The 18019-nt window shown below is 64.7% G+C and carries 16 protein-coding genes and 1 pseudogene; 7 read left to right on the forward strand and 10 right to left on the reverse strand.

The window, feature by feature from the left end:
* Window positions 1-2: 2 nt before the first annotated feature.
* The 5 genes from F0A17_RS14145 to mnmA all read right to left on the reverse strand — a co-directional run bounded on the left by F0A17_RS14145 (window position 3) and on the right by mnmA (window position 4969).
* A complete protein-coding gene (locus tag F0A17_RS14145; RefSeq protein ID WP_149328999.1) occupies window positions 3-1178 on the reverse strand; it encodes a cupin domain-containing protein in 1176 nt (391 codons plus the stop codon).
* 20 nt (window positions 1179-1198) lie between these two features.
* The gene (locus F0A17_RS14150) at window positions 1199-1762 is read right to left on the reverse strand and encodes a cob(I)yrinic acid a,c-diamide adenosyltransferase (RefSeq protein WP_149329000.1); all 564 of its coding nucleotides are present in this window, start codon (window positions 1760-1762) and stop codon (window positions 1199-1201) included.
* 32 nt (window positions 1763-1794) lie between these two features.
* Entirely contained in the window at window positions 1795-3159 is a 1365-nt protein-coding gene (gene purB / locus F0A17_RS14155; protein WP_149329235.1) for an adenylosuccinate lyase, read from the reverse strand.
* 62 nt (window positions 3160-3221) lie between these two features.
* On the reverse strand, window positions 3222-3860 hold the full coding sequence (gene hflD / locus F0A17_RS14160) for a high frequency lysogenization protein HflD (protein WP_149329001.1): 639 nt from the start codon (window positions 3858-3860) through the stop codon (window positions 3222-3224).
* Window positions 3857-4969, reverse strand: coding sequence for a tRNA 2-thiouridine(34) synthase MnmA (gene mnmA / locus F0A17_RS14165; protein WP_149329002.1), 1113 nt, complete (start codon window positions 4967-4969; stop codon window positions 3857-3859). Before mnmA ends, hflD begins: the two co-directional genes overlap by 4 nt.
* Window positions 4970-5128: 159 nt before the next feature.
* On the opposite strand from mnmA, the gene F0A17_RS14170 reads away from it, so the two are divergent.
* From F0A17_RS14170 to F0A17_RS14180, 3 genes are all read left to right on the forward strand, one after another.
* Window positions 5129-5734 (forward strand): TetR/AcrR family transcriptional regulator, encoded by a 606-nt coding sequence (locus F0A17_RS14170; RefSeq protein WP_149329003.1) that lies wholly within the window; start codon window positions 5129-5131, stop codon window positions 5732-5734.
* Between the two features lie 78 nt (window positions 5735-5812).
* Window positions 5813-6913, forward strand: a complete 1101-nt coding sequence (locus tag F0A17_RS14175) for an efflux RND transporter periplasmic adaptor subunit (RefSeq protein WP_149329004.1) — start codon at window positions 5813-5815, stop codon at window positions 6911-6913.
* The gene (locus F0A17_RS14180) at window positions 6910-9939 is read left to right on the forward strand and encodes an efflux RND transporter permease subunit (RefSeq protein ID WP_149329005.1); all 3030 of its coding nucleotides are present in this window, start codon (window positions 6910-6912) and stop codon (window positions 9937-9939) included. Before F0A17_RS14175 ends, F0A17_RS14180 begins: the two co-directional genes overlap by 4 nt.
* Here F0A17_RS14180 and F0A17_RS14185 read toward each other — a convergent pair.
* Both F0A17_RS14185 and F0A17_RS14190 read right to left on the reverse strand, forming a co-directional pair.
* Window positions 9909-10361, reverse strand: a complete 453-nt coding sequence (locus F0A17_RS14185) for an NUDIX domain-containing protein (protein WP_149329006.1) — start codon at window positions 10359-10361, stop codon at window positions 9909-9911. The genes F0A17_RS14180 and F0A17_RS14185 overlap by 31 nt on opposite strands.
* Window positions 10358-10966, reverse strand: a complete 609-nt coding sequence (locus F0A17_RS14190; protein ID WP_149329007.1) for a pseudouridine synthase — start codon at window positions 10964-10966, stop codon at window positions 10358-10360. Before F0A17_RS14190 ends, F0A17_RS14185 begins: the two co-directional genes overlap by 4 nt.
* A 118-nt stretch (window positions 10967-11084) precedes the next feature.
* Between F0A17_RS14190 and icd the strand changes: the two genes are divergently transcribed.
* From icd to clpA, 3 genes are all read left to right on the forward strand, one after another.
* Window positions 11085-12341 carry an NADP-dependent isocitrate dehydrogenase gene (icd, locus tag F0A17_RS14195; RefSeq protein WP_149329008.1) on the forward strand — a complete coding sequence of 419 codons (1257 nt, stop codon included), beginning with the start codon at window positions 11085-11087 and terminating at the stop codon, window positions 12339-12341.
* Between the two features lie 145 nt (window positions 12342-12486).
* Complete coding sequence (gene clpS / locus F0A17_RS14200; RefSeq protein WP_149329009.1) at window positions 12487-12870, forward strand: ATP-dependent Clp protease adapter ClpS; 384 nt, start codon at window positions 12487-12489, stop codon at window positions 12868-12870.
* 141 nt (window positions 12871-13011) lie between these two features.
* Entirely contained in the window at window positions 13012-15288 is a 2277-nt protein-coding gene (gene clpA / locus F0A17_RS14205) for an ATP-dependent Clp protease ATP-binding subunit ClpA (protein ID WP_149329010.1), read from the forward strand.
* A 97-nt stretch (window positions 15289-15385) separates the two neighbouring features.
* Here the strand turns inward: clpA and infA are convergent, their stop codons facing one another.
* From infA to aat, 3 genes are all read right to left on the reverse strand, one after another.
* Window positions 15386-15604, reverse strand: coding sequence for a translation initiation factor IF-1 (gene infA / locus F0A17_RS14210; protein ID WP_010627817.1), 219 nt, complete (start codon window positions 15602-15604; stop codon window positions 15386-15388).
* Between the two features lie 147 nt (window positions 15605-15751).
* On the reverse strand, window positions 15752-16501 hold the full coding sequence (locus F0A17_RS14215; RefSeq protein WP_149329011.1) for an arginyltransferase: 750 nt from the start codon (window positions 16499-16501) through the stop codon (window positions 15752-15754).
* Between the two features lie 12 nt (window positions 16502-16513).
* Window positions 16514-17254 (reverse strand): leucyl/phenylalanyl-tRNA--protein transferase, encoded by a 741-nt coding sequence (gene aat, locus F0A17_RS14220; RefSeq protein ID WP_149329012.1) that lies wholly within the window; start codon window positions 17252-17254, stop codon window positions 16514-16516.
* 313 nt (window positions 17255-17567) lie between these two features.
* Between aat and F0A17_RS21060 the strand changes: the two are divergent.
* Window positions 17568-17987 (forward strand): annotated as a pseudogene (locus F0A17_RS21060) (DNA translocase FtsK 4TM domain-containing protein); the annotation flags it as partial.
* Window positions 17988-18019 lie beyond the last annotated feature (32 nt).

The raw sequence follows: 18019 nt of genomic DNA on the forward strand, positions 1-18019 counted from the left end.
GTCTACTCCTCTTCGTCATCGGGCCAGGACAGACTGCCGGCATCCAGCAGCGCGGCCAGCAACTCGGCGGCGCCTTCTTGCTCCAGCAGCTCGGCATCCAACGGCGCCTCGCCCGCTACGGCGCGGGCCAGCGGCAGTGCGCAGACGACGCCGTCGCCGTCGGCGAACAGCGTGGCGTGTTCATCGCCCAGGGCGCGCCAGGCGAAGCGTGAGCCGGGGCTCCTGAGCAGTTCCTGCCCCTCCTGTAGTAAGGCGACAAGTTCGTCGACGTCCGTAGGATGTTCGCTGACGACGAGCTGATCGACGTATTTGGGTTGGGTCATCACACGACCGAACCACTGGGCGAGCTGGGCCGGATCGTCGAGAGTCTCGAGGATCAGCCTCCGCATACGCGCAAGCGAGGCGTCATCCAGCTCGGCCGGGTCGGCAGGAGGCACCATGCCGGCGTCGGCGTAGCGCAGCGAAGAGGGTAACTGCTCGCCTAGGTAGTCGGCGAAGGAGGTGATCGCTTCGTCCGCCGAGGGGGCGCGAAAGCCGACCGAATAGGTCATGCAATCGCTGGATTGGCTGACGCCGTGGTGCGCCCAGCCCGGCGGAAGGTAGAGCATGTCGCCGGGCTCGAGTACCCAGTCGTCGCCCGGTTCGACTTCGAAGCGCTCGAGGATGCGCAGGTCGATGCCGGGGATGATGGAGGCGTCGTCGGCCACCTTGCCGCCGAGCTGCCAGCGCCGCCGACCGCTGCCTTGTAGCAGGAAGACGTCGTACTGGTCGACATGCGGCCCGACGCTGCCACCCGGCGGGGCGTAGCTGATCATGACGTCGTCGAGCCGCCAGCGAGGGAGGAAGGCGAAATGATCGAGCAGCTCGGCCACTTCGGGTACGTAGTGGTCCACGGCCTGCACCAGCAGGGTCCAGTCGCGCTCCGGCAACTCGCCGAACACGGCCTCGTCGAAGGGGCCGTGACTCACCTGCCAAGGGCCATCGGGGCCCTGCTCTTCCACCAGGCGTGCCTCGACGCCCTCCTCGCAGGCGAGCCCGGCGAGCTCGTCGGGATCGAGTGGGCTCTCGAAGTCGGCCAGAGCCCCGCGGATCAGCAACGGCTGGCGCTGCCAGTAGTCGCGCAGGAACTCGGCAGGCGTGAGGCCGCCGAGCAGGGACAGGGGCGTGTCGCTCGCCATGGTGTTCTCCTGGAGAAAGCTCATCGATTGGCGCCGGGTACCCATAGCACGTCGTTATCGCCGTTGCCATTGGCTCGGCGGGCAAGCACGAACAGCAGGTCGGAGAGCCGGTTGAGGTAGCGTAGCACCTCGGGGTTCACTGACTGCTCGATCATCAGTGCCGTGACCAGGCGCTCGGCCCGGCGGGTGACGGTGCGCGCCAGGTGCAGGTGGGCGGCCAACGGCGTGCCCCCGGGGAGAATGAACGAGCGCAGGGTGGCGAGTTCGGCGTTGTAAGCATCGATCCTGCTCTCGAGAGACTCGACCTGAGCCGCCGTGACCCGCAGCGGTGGGTACTTCGGGGCCTCCTGCTCGGGTGTGCACAGATCGGCACCGACGTCGAACAGGTCGTTCTGCACGCGGGCCAGAACGTCGTGCAGCTCGCCCTCGGCATGCAGTTGGGCCAGGCCGATGACGGCGTTGGTCTCGTCCACCGTACCGAAAGCTTCCACGCGCAGGTCGTGCTTGGCCACGCGGCTGCCGTCGCCGAGGCCGGTGTCGCCCTTGTCGCCGGTGCGGGTATAGATCCTGGTGAGTTTTACCATCGTTCCCCCCTGCTACGTTTCGAGCGCTGCTCTCAGAGCCGGCGGGCCTGGGCCTCGGCATTGCCGATGTAAGTCGCTGGCGTCAGCGCTTTCAGCTCGCCCTTCACCTCGGCCGGCAGCTCGAGGCTGTCGATGAAGGCGGCAAAGCCGGCTTGGTCGATGCGCTTTCCACGGGTCAACTCCTTGAGCTTCTCGTAGGGCTTCTCGATGCCGTAGCGGCGCATCACCGTCTGGATCGGTTCGGCGAGCACCTCCCAGCTGTTGTCGAGATCTTCGGCCAGGCGCACCGGGTTGGCCTCGAGCTTGCCGATACCCTTGAGTGCCGCGTGGTAGGCGATCAGGCCGTAGGCCAGGCCGACACCGAGGTTGCGCAGCACGGTGGAGTCGGTCAGGTCGCGCTGCCAGCGTGAGATCGGCAGCTTCTGCGCCAGATGGCCGAGCACGGCGTTGGCCAGGCCCAGGTTGCCCTCGGAGTTCTCGAAGTCGATGGGGTTGACCTTGTGCGGCATGGTCGAGGAACCGATCTCGCCGGCCACGGTCTTCTGCTTGAAATAGCCCAGCGAGATGTAGCCCCAGGCGTCGCGGTTGAAGTCGATCAGTATGGTATTGAAGCGACACACCGCGTCAAACAGCTCGGCGATGTAGTCGTGCGGCTCGATCTGGGTGGTGTAGGGATTGAAGGTCAGCCCCAGCCCCTCGACGAAGGTGCGTGCGTTGGCCTCCCAGTCGACCTTGGGGTAGGTGGCGAGATGGGCGTTGTAGTTGCCCACCGCGCCATTGATCTTGCCCAGCATTTCGACGCTCTCGATCTGCTTCAACTGGCGGCGCAGGCGATAGGCGACGTTGGCCATCTCCTTGCCCAAGGTGGTGGGGCTCGCCGTCTGGCCGTGAGTGCGCGAAAGCATGGGCAGGTCGGCGTGTTCGTGAGCCAGGCGTGCCACTTCGTCGACCACCTGCCGCATCACCGGCAGCAGAGTCTTCAGACCGTCGGTCAACATGACACCGTAGGAAAGGTTGTTGATGTCCTCACTGGTGCAGGCGAAGTGCACGAACTCAGTGATCGCATGCAGCTCCGGTTGAGCCGCGATCTTTTCCTTGATGAAGTACTCCACCGCTTTGACGTCATGATTGGTGGTGCGCTCGATCTCCTTGATGCGTTCGGCGTCGGCCAGAGCGAAATCCCGGATCATCGCCTCGAGGAAGGCGGTGGCCTCGGCGGAAAGCGGCGGCACCTCGACGATGCCGCCTTGCTCGGCGAGGCGCTGCAACCAACGGATCTCGACGATGACGCGGGCTCGAATCAGGCCGAACTCGCTGAAGTGCTCGCGCAGTGTCTCGGTCTTGTTACCGTAGCGACCGTCGACGGGAGAAAGGGCGGTAAGAGCGGTGAGGGGCAGGGAAGCGGCTTGCATGGTCGTTATCCGGTGCGTGTAGGAAATGGCGTGTGACAAGGCAGGATTCAGCCCAGTTGGTCCAGGGCTCTCTTCAGGGCACCGCGCTGGAATACCAGCTTCCAGCGACGGCCGCCCTGCTGATGCCAGAGCAGGGCGAAACGGATGCCGGCGAGTAGGATGGCGCGAACGCGCTCGGGCATCATGCGACTCTGCAGCAACGAGGGATCGCCATGCACCACGATGCGCGTCTTGAAGGTCGAGAGCGTTTCCTGGTAGGCCTCGCCGAGGCTGGCGATGACGTTCTCATGGGTGGCACCGAAGTGCTCGGCTTGCCCCTGGATCCGGCTCAACTGCTGGCCGAGTGCCGCCATCATGGCAGGGTTGTTACGCAGCTTGTTCATCAGCAGCAGCAGCGAAAAACCGTAGCGCAGCACCACCGGATTGGCCTGTTTGCGTCCCACCACCGCCTCGAGCACATCCAGGCCCCGGCGCAGGTTGTTGGGATGCCCGCCGTAGATCGCCTCGAAGCTCTCGGGATCGGTGTCCAACGTGGCGCGAATCAGCGTTTCCCAGGCGCGCGGCTCGACCTGGCCGGTGCGGGCGAGTTCGTCGACCAGGTTGGCGGCCTGGAATACGCCCGCCAGGGCCAGGGTCTGGCGCGCCGAGGAGGAGTCTGGCGCACGATGTATAGGAGTGGTGTTCATGCGCCGCTCTCCGTGGCATTCCAGGTAGTGCGAATCACTCCGCCGCCGAGGCAGATGTCGCCGTTGTAGAGTACCAGTGACTGGCCCGGCGTGACGGCGCGCTGGGGCTCATCGAAGCGGACCTCGACGCCGCCATTCGGGAGCGTGCGCATGTGGCAGGGCACGTCGCTTTGGCGATAGCGGGTCTTGGCGGTATAGCGCCCCTCGGCGGTGGGGGGAGCGCCGGCGACCCAGTCCATCGCCTCGGTGGCCAATGAATCGGTATACAGCAACGGGTGATGCTTCCCCTGCACGGCAATCAGCACGTTGCGCTCGAGATCCTTGCCCGCCACGTACCACGGCTCCTCGGGGTGGTTGGCCAACCCGCCGATGCCGAGCCCCTGGCGCTGGCCCAGGGTGTAGTACATCAGCCCCATGTGCTCGCCGATCGTCTCGCCTTCCGGCGTCTCGATGATGCCTGGTTGTGCCGGCAGGTACTGCTGCAGGAAATCGCGAAAGCGCCGCTCGCCGATGAAGCAGATACCGGTGGAGTCCTTCTTGCGCGCGGTAGCCAGGCCGTGACGCTCGGCAATGGCGCGTACCTCGGGCTTCTCCAATTCACCGACCGGAAATAGCGTGCGGGCAATGGCGGCCTCCGGCACGGCGTGCAGGAAGTAGCTTTGATCCTTGTTGGCATCGATGCCCTTGAGCAGCCGAGGCCGCCCGTCGCGTTCGCCACCCCGCACATAATGTCCGGTGGCGATCTTCTCGGCACCGAGCATCTCGGCGTACTCGAGGAACACCTTGAACTTGATCTCGCGGTTGCACAGGATGTCGGGATTCGGCGTTCGCCCGGCCTTGTACTCGGCCAGGAAGTGCTCGAACACGTTGTCCCAGTACTCGGCGGCGAAGTTGGCGCTGTGCAACGTGATGCCGAGCTTCTCGCACACGGCCTGGGCATCCGCCAGGTCGGTCTTGGCGGTGCAGTACTCGGTGCCGTCGTCCTCGTCCCAGTTCTTCATGAACAGGCCTTCGACCCGATAACCCTGTTCTAGCAGGAGCAGGGCGGAAACGGAGGAGTCGACGCCGCCGGACATGCCGACGATCACCTTGCCTGAGGTGGCGGTCATGGGCGCTCTCGGATTGAGTGGGTCGCAAATGGGCGACGATTATACCGCATCTTGCGCCCGGGCTTCATCCGTGCCGCAAGCGCGCCGTTGCTTCGTCCTGTCGGTAGCGAGAAAGCCAGCGGTATTGACCGGCCGGCCAGTTAACATTATCTTCGCGGCATGAGCCAAAGACCCCAGACCCGTGACCCCGAGCTGACCCGCGCCCGCATCCTGGATGCGGCGGAGGCGTTGTTCGTCGAACAGGGCTTCTCCGCCGTCAAGCTGAGCGAGCTGGCACGCGCGGCCGAGGTCACCAAGAGCCTGATTCATCATCATTTCGGCAGCAAGGAGCAGCTCTGGGAGTCGGTCAAGAACCGTGCCTTCGAGCGTTACTTCACCGCCCAGATGGCCATGTTGGAGGAGGCCGGCGAGCCGGACGCCGCGCTGCTGCGCAGCTCCGTGGAAGCGTATTTCCATTTCCTGCGCGACAACCCCGACGTGGTGCGGCTATTCGCCTGGACTCACCTCGAGGGGGACAACCACTGTGGCGAACTCGACAACCAGCTTGTCGGGGCGGGAGCCGAGTGGGTTCGCCAGGCCCAGTGGCGCGGTCTGCTGCGCCAGGACGTCAATCCCACCCACGTGATCGCCGTGTTCGTGATGACTTGTACCCAGTGGTTCGAGGCCAAGTGCCATCACGAGCACTGGCCGGGGATGGGGTCCGACGAGGCGTTTCTCGAGGATTTTCTGAAGATTTTCATGGAGGGGGTCGTTCCCCGCGGGTGACGTGGGATTCGTTTACCTTGCTAACTGACTGGTCGACCAGTTCGTAAGACCGTAAGCCAATGCGGTGAGGAGGAACGCATGAGGAGGGGGGCATGGTGGCGCATGAGGAGGGGGGCATGGTGGAGAGGGGTAACCGCCCTGGCGGTCGCCACGCTTGCCTGGTTCGGCTTGGATGGCAATGGGACAGCCGCCCAGGCGGAATCGGAAGTGGGCGTCCGACCCTTGGTGCGCAGTGCGGCGGTACGCATAACCAACGGCGAGACGCGCTACCGCTTCCCCGGCACGGTGCGGGCAAGCGAGCGGGCAGTGCCGGCCTTCCTGCATCCTGGCGTGCTACGCGAACGGCACGTGATACGCGGACAACGGGTCGAGCAGGGCGAGGCGTTGGCAACGCTGCACAACCCGGCGATGGCCCCGGCGCGGGCGGCGGCCGACGCCCAGGTGGCCGAGCTCGACGCCCGTTTGCGTCAGTTGGGGCGTGACGTGGAGCGCTCGCGTACTCTGCGTGAGCGTAACCTCAGTGCCGTAGAGGAGCTGGATCGTTTGACGGCGGAACGCGACGCCACCGTCCAGGCCCGTGAACAGGCACTGGCGCGGCGTGCCGAGGCCCAGGCACAGCTCGAGGAACTGACGCTGCGTGCGCCCTTCGATGCCGAGGTGGCCGACCTGTTGGTCGAGCCCGGCGAATTCGTCTCTGCCGGCCAGCCGGTGCTGCGCCTGGCGGGCATCGGCAGGCGTGAGGTGGAAATCGACGTGCCCGCGGCGCTTGCCGGGCGGTTGGAAACGGGTGGGGCGGCGAGCCTGATCGCAACAGATTCCGCGCAGCGCTTTGCCGGGAGCGTCCGCGACATCGGTCGCGCGGGAGAAGGTCTGGCGTCGGTCATCGTCGGGGTCGACACCGACCCTGGCCCGGCGTTGGGTGAATCGGTTCGGGTGCAACTGGCCGTCGACGAGCGGCCGGCCCTGCAGGTGCCGCTGGCGGCCGTGGTCGATCCCGGCGGATACGACCCTCACGTGCTGGTGTTGAATGACGACATCGTTCAGCGGGTAGCCATCACCCCGGGGCGGCTGGCGGGTAGCTGGGTGACGATCACGGCGCCGCTCGAACCCGGAGCGCAGGTGGTGACGGCAGGGCAGGGACGTCTCGAAGAGGGAATGCGGGTGAGGGTATTGCCATGAGCTGGCTGCTCGCCTCGCTGCAATACAAGCGACTGATCCTGACCGTCACGGGATTGCTGGCATTGCTGGGCTTGGCGGCCTGGGTGGCAATGGATCGTCAGGAAGACCCCTTCTTTCCCTATCGCTTCGGCCAGGTCCTGGTGCCCTATCCCGGGGCGGAGCCGGAGCAAGTCGAGCGATTGGTGCTGAACCCGCTGGAGGAGGAGCTGGCTCAGGTCGAAGAGGTGAACGATATCATCGGTACCGCTCGGCTGGGCGTGGCGCACGTCACGCTCGAAATGCACGAGCACGTCTACGATACCGACGCCGCCTGGGAGCGTGTGCGGATCGCCGTTGAGCGGGCGAGCCGCGGATTTCCCGATGGCGTGGGCGAGGCGGAAGTCAACGATCGCGACTCCGATGCCCATGGCGTCGTGCTGGCGGTAACCGGCTCCGACGACCTGCTCGAACTGCGAGAAGCGGCCAAGCGGCTGCGCCGGGACCTGTTTCGGCTCAAGGAGATTGCTCGCATCGATCTGCTTGCCGATCCGGAACCGCAGGTGGTAGTTGCCTGGGACGATACTCTGGCAGAGCTGACCGGTCTCGACACTCGCGCGCTGGGCGATCAGCTCGCCGCGCGCAACTTGACGACTCCCGGCGGCAGTCTCGCGCTCGGCGGGCGCTCGCTGGTACTCGATCCGCGTACCGAGTTCGGTTCGCTCGAGGAGCTTGCCGCCACACCGATTCGCACCCTTCAGGGCGACCTGGTGCCACTCGGCGAGCTGACCGACGTTCGTCTCGCTGCTCAGGAGCCGCCAACCGAGCGCTACTGGCACGACGGCAGCCCCGCCGTGGCGCTGGGGCTCGTGCTCTCCAACGACCGGGTCAATGCCGTGCGCTTCGGCGAACGGCTGCGGGCGCTGGTGGAAGCGCTGCGCCCGGCCTATGCGCCGCTCATGATAGAGGAAACCTTTTTTCAGCCGCGCTGGGTCGAGCGGCGCCTGGCCGAGCTGGGGGGCTCGCTGTTGCTGGGCATTGCCATTCTGGGGGGGCTGCTGTTCCTGGCCATGGGGCTGCGGCTGGGCCTCTCAGTGATGGTGATCGTGCCGCTGGTCTCGTTCTCTTCCCTGGCTCTCTACGCCATGGGGGGTGGCGTGCTGCATCAGATCGCCGTCGCCGGCATGGTGATCGCGCTCGGTATGCTGGTGGACAATGCCATCGTCATGGTCGAGAACATTCAATGGCACCGCGACCAGGGGCGCTCGGCGGCCCAGGCCGTGACCCGTTCGGTACGAGAACTCGCTACGCCGTTGCTGGCTGCGACCGGGACCACCCTGGCGGCGTTCGTGCCGCTGCTGCTCTCCAGCGGCAACACGGCCGACTTTACCCGTGCCATTCCGGTCATGGTGATGCTGACGCTGGCGGTGAGCTATGTGTATGCCGTGTTCGTCACGCCGGTGTTCGCCGCGGCCATGCTCAAGCCGCGCGGCGCGACAGGGCCTGAGCGACTGCAGACGCTGGGAAGTCGTATCGGCCGGATCGCCGTGCGCTGGCCGGCCTGGGTGCTGGTAGGTGCCGGGGGACTGTTGGTCGGTGCGGTGGCGATGATGCCACTGCTCAATCACGATTTTTTTCCCGACACCGATCGCAACCAGCTGATTGTTGATCTCAACTTTCCCGAGGGCACTCATCTTGAGCATACCGCCCACGAGGCCGCGGCGCTGGCCGCGGCGCTGGCCGAACGACCGGCGGTGCGGGCGGTGCATCGCTTCGTGGGATTCAGCGGGCCGCGCTTCTACTACAACTTGGTCGAACAGCCGCGCCAGCCGCATCTGGCTCGCCTCGTCGTCGATGCCGAGTCGACAGACCCGTTGGGCGAGTTGATGGCTTGGGTGCGGTCGGTAGCGCCGGAAAGATTGCCGGAGGCCGAGGTGGTGGTGCGGCGGTTGGGCCAGGGGCCGCCGCTGGAGGCACCGGTGGAGATTCGCGTTTTTGCCGACGATCGAGTGGCGCTGGCCGAGGCTGCGGGTCGAATCCTTTCGGTGGTGCGTGCTGCCGAAGGGGCGCGCGATGCGCGTCATCGTCTCGGGGAGGGGCTGGCGACGCTGCAGGTTGTGACCGACGATGCCCGTGCCGCCGAGTACGGACTTTCGCGACGCGATGTCGCCGGTGCGCTGGCCGGGGCCAGCCGCGGGATCGAGGTCAGCACCTGGCGCGCTGGCCGCGATCCCGCGCCGCTGTTGGTACGCGCCCCGGAGGGAGAGCGCTTTCCCACCGAGGGGCTGGAGGGGTTGCGCCTGGGGACCGCCGATGGGCGCACGGTGCCGCTCGGCGAAATAGCCTCGCTGGAAGTGAACTGGCGCCCGGCGGTAATCCAACATCGCGGGTTGCGGCGGATGACCGCGATTTTGGCCGAGGTGGCCGACGGCTGGACCTACGATGGGGTACTCGAAGAGGTATTACCGCAGTTGGCCGAACTCGCGCTTCCCTCGGGGGCGAGCTATGTCGTGGGTGGGGCGGCTGAATCGGCGGGAGATGCCAACAAGGCGCTGTTCCAGACCCTGCCGTTCGGTGGATTGCTGCTGGTAGTGTTCCTGCTCGCCCAGTTCAACTCCTTTCGTCAGTTGGCTATCGTGCTGGCCACCGTACCGCTGGCCATCGTCGGCGTGGTGCCGGGGCTATGGCTGACCGGGCAGCCGTTCGGGTTCACCGCCATCCTCGGCGTGGTGGCGCTGGTCGGCATCGTGGTCAACAATGCCATCGTGCTGATCGATTTGATGAACACCAATTGCCGCCAGGGGCTGGCGGTGGGAGAGGCCGTGACCGCCGCGGTGGCACGGCGCACACGGCCGGTGCTGCTCACCACGGCGACCACCGTGGCCGGCTTGGTGCCATTGACCCTGACTCAGTCGACGCTATGGCCGCCGATGGCGTGGGCGATCATCTCGGGGCTGGTCGCCTCGACGCTGCTGACACTGTTGGTGATCCCGGCGTTGTACCGCCTGTTGATGCGGGATCAGCGTTCGTGCAGCACATCCATGGGATAGAACCGGCTGGCCAAGGCATCGCGCACGCGGCGAAGCACCAGCGGGCTGCGCAGCCGGCCCTGGCGGTCCAGCGCCTCGAGTTCGTCGAGAGTCAGCCAGTGCACGGCAACGATGGCCGGATCCAGCGGTGTGCCAAGATGCGCCAGTGCCATGCCGAAGAAACCATGGCTGTGGAAGGTCTGGCCGTTGGGCGTCTCGTAGATGTAGAGCCCCAGATAGTCGGTAATGCCGATCTGCCAGGCGGTCTCCTCGCGCAGCTCGCGCAGCGCCGCCTCCTTGATCCTCTCGCCGGGCTCGAGATGGCCGGCCGGCTGGTTGAGGACGGTATCCCGGCAGCCCCTCGGCGCCTCCTCCACCATTAGGAAGCGACCGGCGCGCTCCACGACGGTGGCCACGGTGACATGCGGATGCCAGCGGCTCATCGGTGACCTCCTTTACGGCGCGTGGGGCGCCTGGTTGTGCTGCGCGGGGCATGCAGCGTTTCCCTTCGCCATTCTCCCGGCGCCAGGCCATCCAGCCGCCAGGGGCCGATGGCCACGCGGACCAGGCGCAGGGTGGGGTGGCCGACATGGGCGGTCATTCGCCGTACCTGGCGATTGCGGCCCTCGCTGATGGTCAGTTCCAGCCAGCTTGTCACCGGATGGCGTCGAGGGTCCAGCGGCGGTGAGCGTTCCGGCAAACCGCTATCGTCGAGTCGCCGCACCTTGGCCGGACGGGTCGGGCCGTCCCGCAGTTCGACGCCAAGGCGCAGCGCGGCCAGCGCCGCATTGCCGGGCACCCCCTCCACCTGCACACGGTAGGTCTTGGGTTGCTTGTGGCGCGGGTCGCTGATGCGTTGGATCAATTCCCCATCGTCGCTCAGCAGCAGCAGCCCCTCCGAGTCGTAATCCAGCCGTCCCGCGGCATAGATGCCCGGAACGTCGATGACGTCTGCCAGCGTAGCCCGTCGTACCTCACCAGGAGCCGGACGGTCGGTAAACTGGGACAGCATGCGGTAGGGCTTATGCAACAGATAGAGTGCGCTCATTCGACCAAGGTCTTGCTACCATAGATTGTCGACAAATATGGGGGCAAGCCTACTCCGAGAGTCCGGGTGAATGCTATACTCCGCGCTCCACTGAACAGACCATACAGGGGAGTTCTCAATGGGGTTCCAGAAAATTGTCGTCCCTGAAGGCGGCGAGAAGATTACCGTCAACGCCGACAACACCCTGAACGTGCCGAACAATCCGATCATCCCGTTCATCGAGGGTGACGGTATCGGCGTCGACGTGACGCCGGCCATGAAGATTGCCATCAATGCCGCCGTGCAGAAGGCCTACAACGGCGAGCGCAAGATCCACTGGATGGAAGTCTACGCCGGTGAGAAGGCCACTCAGGTTTATGACCCCGACACCTGGCTGCCGGAAGAGACCCTCGAAGCCGTCAAGGACTACGTGGTTTCCATCAAGGGGCCGCTGACGACTCCCGTGGGCGGTGGCATTCGCTCCCTGAACGTGGCCCTGCGTCAGAAACTCGACCTCTACACCTGCCTGCGTCCTGTGCGCTGGTTCGAGGGCGTGCCGAGCCCGGTCAAGAAGCCCGCCGATGTCGACATGGTGATTTTCCGCGAGAACTCCGAGGATATCTACGCCGGCATCGAATGGAAGGCGGGTACCGCCGAAGCCGACAAGGTGATCAAGTTCCTGCGCGAGGAGATGGGAGTCACCAATATCCGTTTCCCCGAAAACTGCGGCATCGGCGTCAAGCCGGTTTCCGTGGAAGGCACCAAGCGCCTGGTGCGTCAGGCCCTGCAGTACGCCGTGGACAACGACCGCGAGTCGGTGACCCTGGTGCACAAGGGTAACATCATGAAGTTCACCGAAGGTTCCTTCAAGGATTGGGGTTACGAGCTGGCCAAGGAGGAGTTTGGTGCCGAGCTCCTCGACGGCGGCCCGTGGATGCAGTTCAAGAGCCCCAAGACCGGCAAGAACATCGTGGTCAAGGACGTCATCGCCGACGCCATGCTGCAGCAGATCCTGCTGCGTCCGGCCGAGTATGACGTCATCGCCACGCTGAACCTCAACGGTGACTACCTCTCCGACGCCCTGGCGGCCGAAGTGGGCGGCATCGGCATCGCGCCGGGCGCCAACCTGGCCGACGCCGTGGCCATGTTCGAGGCTACCCACGGCACCGCGCCGAAGTACGCCGGCCAGGACAAGGTGAACCCCGGCTCGCTGATTCTCTCCGCTGAGATGATGCTGCGTCATATGGGTTGGGTCGAGGCCGCCGATCTGGTGCTGAAGGGTATGGAGAAGGCGATTTCCAAGGGCGAGGTCACCTACGACTTCCATCGCCTGATGGACGATGCCAAGCTTCTGAAGTGCTCCGAGTTCGGTCAGGCCGTCGCTGACAACATGTAAGCAGGCCGGCGAACCATCCGGGGCCCCCGTCCGCTTGGCGGTCGGGGGCCTTTTGCATGCTAACCTGAACCCTGTCGACCACACGGCGTCTAAGCGATGCAGAAACGCTGGTGTGGAAGGCTTGTCGAGACGGTGTGTGGCTTTTATGTTCAAGAAAGACGACCCGAGCGAGTGGGAGTCGGTCGATACCATGTCAGGCATGACGCGGCCGACACGCCCAGAGGAGGAAGACGACGGTGATCTGGCGGTCCAGTCGTCGGATCCCGAGGTGGCACGTCCGCCCATGTACAAGGTGGTGCTGCACAACGATGACTACACCCCCATGGAATTCGTGGTGGAGGTGCTGCAGAGCTTTTTCCACATGGACAGCGAGACCGCGGTTCAGGTGATGCTGACGGTACATACCCAAGGCAGGGCCACCTGCGGCATCTTCACCCGTGACATCGCGGAAACCAAAAGTCATCAGGTCAATCAATATGCAAGAGAGTGTCAGCATCCGCTGCTCAGCGATATCGAGGCGGCGGACTGATTTCCCGGTCATGCTCGAGACGGGGTAGGAATGGCAGTCGTTGAGGAAGAGACTTGCAACGGCAGCGTTTGTGCCCGATGTTGAAGATGCCGGACCATGAAAGATCCGATGCAAGCCCTAAGCGGCGAGAAGGGGACTGCCATGCTGAGCAAAGAACTTGAACTGACCCTGAACACGGCATTTACCGTGGCACGCTCCAAGCGTCACGAATTCATGACCGTGGAGCACCTGCTGCTGGCATTGCTCGATAACGCATCAGCGGCAGACGTGTTGAGAGCCTGCGGGGCCAACCTCGATAAGTTGCGGTCCGACCTGCAGGATTTCATCAATTCCACCACGCCTCTGATTCCCGAGGATCAGAGCGATCGCGAGACGCAGCCGACACTGGGCTTCCAGCGCGTGTTGCAGCGTGCCGTATTCCACGTGCAGTCCTCCGGCAAGAGCGAAGTCACCGGGGCCAACGTACTGGTCGCCATCTTCTCCGAGCAGGAGAGCCAGGCGGTCTATTTCCTGAAACAGCAGAACGTGGCGCGAGTCGATGCCGTCAACTACATCGCTCACGGCATCTCCAAGGTGGCTGGCCATGGCCAGAACCCCTCCTCGTCGCCTAGCGATGCCGAGGAGGCCGAGGAGGGCGGTGGCGAATCCAGCGCCAACCCGCTGACCGGCTATGCCACCAATCTCAACGAGCAGGCCCGGATGGGCAAGATCGATCCGCTGATCGGACGTGAGCATGAGCTGGAGCGGGTCATCCAGATCCTGGCGCGGCGGCGCAAGAACAACCCGCTGCTGGTGGGCGAAGCCGGTGTCGGCAAGACCGCCATCGCCGAAGGGCTGGCCAAGCGGGTCGTCGAGGAGGATGTTCCCGAGGTGATCGGCGACGCCGTGGTCTATGCGCTCGACATGGGCGCGCTGCTCGCAGGCACCAAGTATCGCGGCGACTTCGAGAAGCGGCTCAAGAGCCTGCTGGCAGAGCTCAAGAAGCAGCCCAACGCCATTCTGTTCATCGATGAGATCCATACGGTGATCGGCGCCGGGGCGGCCTCGGGCGGTGTGATGGACGCCTCCAATCTGCTCAAGCCGCTGCTGTCTTCGGGTGAGCTGCGCTGCATCGGTTCCACCACCTTCCAGGAATTTCGCGGCATCTTCGAGAAGGATCGCGCGCTGGCGCGCCGGTTCCAGAAAGTGGATGTCATGGCGCCCTCGGTGGACGACACCATTCGTATCCTCAAGGGGTTGCGCTCGCGTTTCGAGGAGCACCATCGCCTCAAGTATACCGATGCCGCCCTGGAGAGCGCCGCGCGGCTGGCGGATCGCTACATCAACGATCGCCACCTGCCCGACAAGGCCATCGACGTGATTGACGAGGCCGGCGCCCATCAGCGGCTGCTGCCGCCCGAGGTGCGGGTCGAGACCATTGACGTCGATCAGGTCGAGGCGGTGGTAGCCTCCATTGCGCGGATTCCGCCGAAGAGCGTCTCCAGTTCCGACCGCAAGCTGCTCGAAAATCTCGATCGCGACCTCAAGATGCTGGTGTTCGGCCAGGACGAGGCGATCGATAGCCTTTCCGCCGCCATCAAGCTGTCGCGCGCCGGGCTCAAGTCGCCTGACAAGCCGGTAGGTAGCTTCCTCTTCGCCGGCCCCACCGGGGTGGGCAAGACCGAGGTGGCACGTCAGTTGGCCCGGATCATGGGGATCGAGCTGGTGCGTTTCGATATGTCGGAATACATGGAACGGCACACCGTGTCGCGGCTGATCGGCGCCCCTCCGGGTTATGTCGGTTACGACCAGGGCGGACTGTTGACCGAGGCAATCACCAAACAGCCCCACTGCGTGCTCCTGCTCGACGAGATCGAGAAGGCGCATCCCGAGGTCTTCAACCTGCTGCTGCAGGTAATGGACCACGGACGCCTGACCGACAACAATGGCCGCGAAGCGGATTTCCGTCACGTGATCGTGATCATGACCTCGAATGCCGGGGCCGAGCAGCAGGCGCGCCGCTCCATCGGCTTCCAGACCCAGGATCATTCCACCGATGCGATGGAAGTGATTCGCAAGACTTTCTCGCCGGAATTCCGCAACCGCCTGGATGGCATCATCCAGTTCCATTCCCTGCCCACCTCGGTGGTGCGCAGCGTGGTGGACAAGTTTCTGGTGGAGCTGCAGGCGCAGCTCGACGAGAAGCGGGTCCAGTTGGATGTCGACGTGGTGGCTCGCGACTGGCTGGCCGAGCAGGGCTACGATCCGAGCATGGGCGCACGTCCCATGGCCAGGCTGATCCAGGAGAAACTCAAGAAGCCGCTGGCTGAACTCATCCTGTTCGGAGAGCTATCCGAACACGGTGGGGTGGTGCACGTCACGGTGGAGGATGGCGAACTGCATCTTTCCACGGAGGCGGAGATGGCCGACGCGCCCTGATCCGACGAGCCTCGACGTGGACACACAGCGCCCTGCCTCCGGACGGGGCGTTGTCGTTTACGCCCCGGCGGGGCCGCTGCGGCGCTCGAGGCAGGAATCAGCGCGAGCGGTAGACGATGCGGCCCTTGGTCAGGTCGTACGGAGTCAACTCGACCTTGACCTTGTCGCCGGTGAGGATGCGGATGTAATTCTTGCGCATCTTGCCCGAAATATGCGCGGTCACGACGTGGCCGTTCTCCAGTTCGACGCGAAACGTCGTGTTGGGGAGGGTATCGACGACGACGCCTTCCATTTCGATATGGTCTTCACGTGCCATATAGGCGGTTCCTCGCTGATGGTGTCGATGCGACGTCGCCCTGCGCGACGTCAGGCATGCAAGAAAGGGGCGTGAAAAAACGACGCCCGTTTATACGATAGCGCGATATTGTGCCGCAAGCCGGGCGTCAAGGCAAAGCGCGCCTTGCTATGCCAGGGCGATCATGGGCAGAAGGCGGCGCCAGTGGCGGCCTTCGAGCACTTCCAGCGGCCGATAGGCTTCCTTGTAGGACATCTTGCGGCACTCTTCTATCCAATAGCCCAGGTAGACATGGGGTAACCCCTGTCGATAGGCCTCGTTCACCAGGCTTAGCACGGCGTAGGTACCGAGTGAGCGGCGTTGCCATTCGGCTGATGGATCGAAGAAGGTATAGATCGCCGACAGGCCGTGTTCCAGCCGGTCGAAGGCGGACACCGCCAGCAATCGATTGCCGAGACGAAATTCGAGCAGGCGCGCGTAGGGCTCGTCGAGGGTTAGAAAGGTGCGGTACTGCTCCTGGCTCGGCGGGTACATGTCGCCGTCGCTGTGGCGGACCTCGATGTAGCGCTCGTAAAGTGCGTAATGTTCGTCATCGAACAGCGCAGGGCGCTCGATCAGCCGCAGATCGTCGTTGCGTTTGGCGACACGGCGCTGGCTGCGACGGGGCTGGAAGTCGTCGACCGGTATGCGCACCGATTGGCAGGCGTTGCAGCCCTCGCAATGAGGACGATAGAGATGGCGCCCGCTTCGCCTGAAACCCAGCAGGGCCAGCGAATCGTAGACGCCCTGGCCATGGGATTCCTGGGGGTCGAGAAACAGTGTGGTGGCCTCGCGGTTCTCTAGATAGCTGCAAGCGTGGGGCACCGTCAGGAAGAAGCGCAGATCCCGAATCGGATGATGAGGCGCATTGCTGCTCACGTGGATCGCCTCCTAATTGAGTGCGGACAGTGTCTCGATTCGCACGGGATCGTCGGGCAGCGGCCAACAGGGCAGCGGGTGGCCGTCCGTCGAATCCCGTGTCGCCAGGCAATTCTCAAGATAGTTGATGAACTCGGCGCGGGCGATATCGCGCGCGCCGAGGCTGGCGAGATGGCGGGTATGCATCTGGCAATCGATCAAGCGGCTACCTCCGGCGCGCATGGCCTTCACCAAGTGAACCAGGGCGACCTTCGAGGCATCGCTCGTGCGGGAGAACATCGATTCGCCGAAGAACACCGGCCCCATGGCCACGCCGTAGAGCCCCCCCACCAACCGCGCGTCGTGCCATACCTCCACCGAGCGGGCGTAGCCCAGGCGATACAGGGCGACATAGGCTTCGTGCATCCCGTCGGTGATCCAGGTGCCGGGCTGGCCCTGTCGCGGCGCGGCGCAGGCCGCGACCACGGCCTCGAAATCGCGGTTGAAAGTGATCCGAAAGGCGCCGTTGCGCAACCGCTTGGCCAGGCTACGGGAGATACGCAACTCATCGGGAAAGAGCACCATCCTCGGGTCGGGAGACCACCAGAGGATCGGCTGGTCGTCACTGAACCAGGGGAAGATGCCGTGTCGATAGGCGGCCAGCAGCCACTCCGGCGTCAGTCCACCCCCGGCTGCCAGCAAACCGTCGGGATCCCGCAGGGCCTGCGAGATGGGTGGAAAACGCACCGGGCGTTCGGGAAGCCAGGGCAGCATGCAACGGTAATCCTCGTCGGCTTGGTTGACGTTAGTCTGACGCCGGAGTCGCCTCGGCTCAACTGCCTTCGTGGCCCCTGTGCCGGTGGCTTCACTCCCGGTATGATGGCGGCTGAATCCATTTCGGATACGGCAAGTTCAGAAGAGGCACCGTCGCGTGCGGTGCGAGGGGGTTGGCGAGTTGAGTGCAAAGGAAAAGAGCGCGCCGGGACGCGTGTCGGCGGAGGACGCCCAGCAGCCGACCGAGCGCCGGGGGCTCCACCTGCACGGTGCGGCTCGGGAAGGGGCCATCATTCTCCTGTTGGCGGCCTGTGTGTTTCTGCTGTTGGCGTTGTTCAGCTATCAGCCCTCCGATCCCGGCTGGTCCCACCGCGGTCCGGAAACCGAGGTGGCCAACTGGATGGGGCCGTTCGGTGCCTGGTTGGCCGACATGCTCTATTCGCTGTTCGGTGCCAGCGCCCTGTGGTGGCCCGGCATGCTGGGTTTCGCTGGTTGGTGGCTGATCCGTACGCGCAAGGTGCGCATCGAATGGGACGCCACGGCCGTGGCCGTGCGCCTGGGCGGCCTGGTGCTGCTGCTGCTGGGAACGACGACTCTCGGGGCGCTACATTTCTATCATCCCGACAGCGTGTTGCCCTACGCGTCGGGCGGCATCCTGGGGGAAGGGCTGGTCGGTGCGCTGGTGCCGCTGGTCGAATCGGGCGGCACGGGCCTGCTGGCCGTCGCGGCCATGCTGTGCGGCTTCCCGCTCTTCACCGGCCAGTC

It is taken from the genome of Billgrantia pellis (assembly GCF_008297955.1).
Lineage (GTDB): Bacteria > Pseudomonadota > Gammaproteobacteria > Pseudomonadales > Halomonadaceae > Halomonas > Halomonas pellis.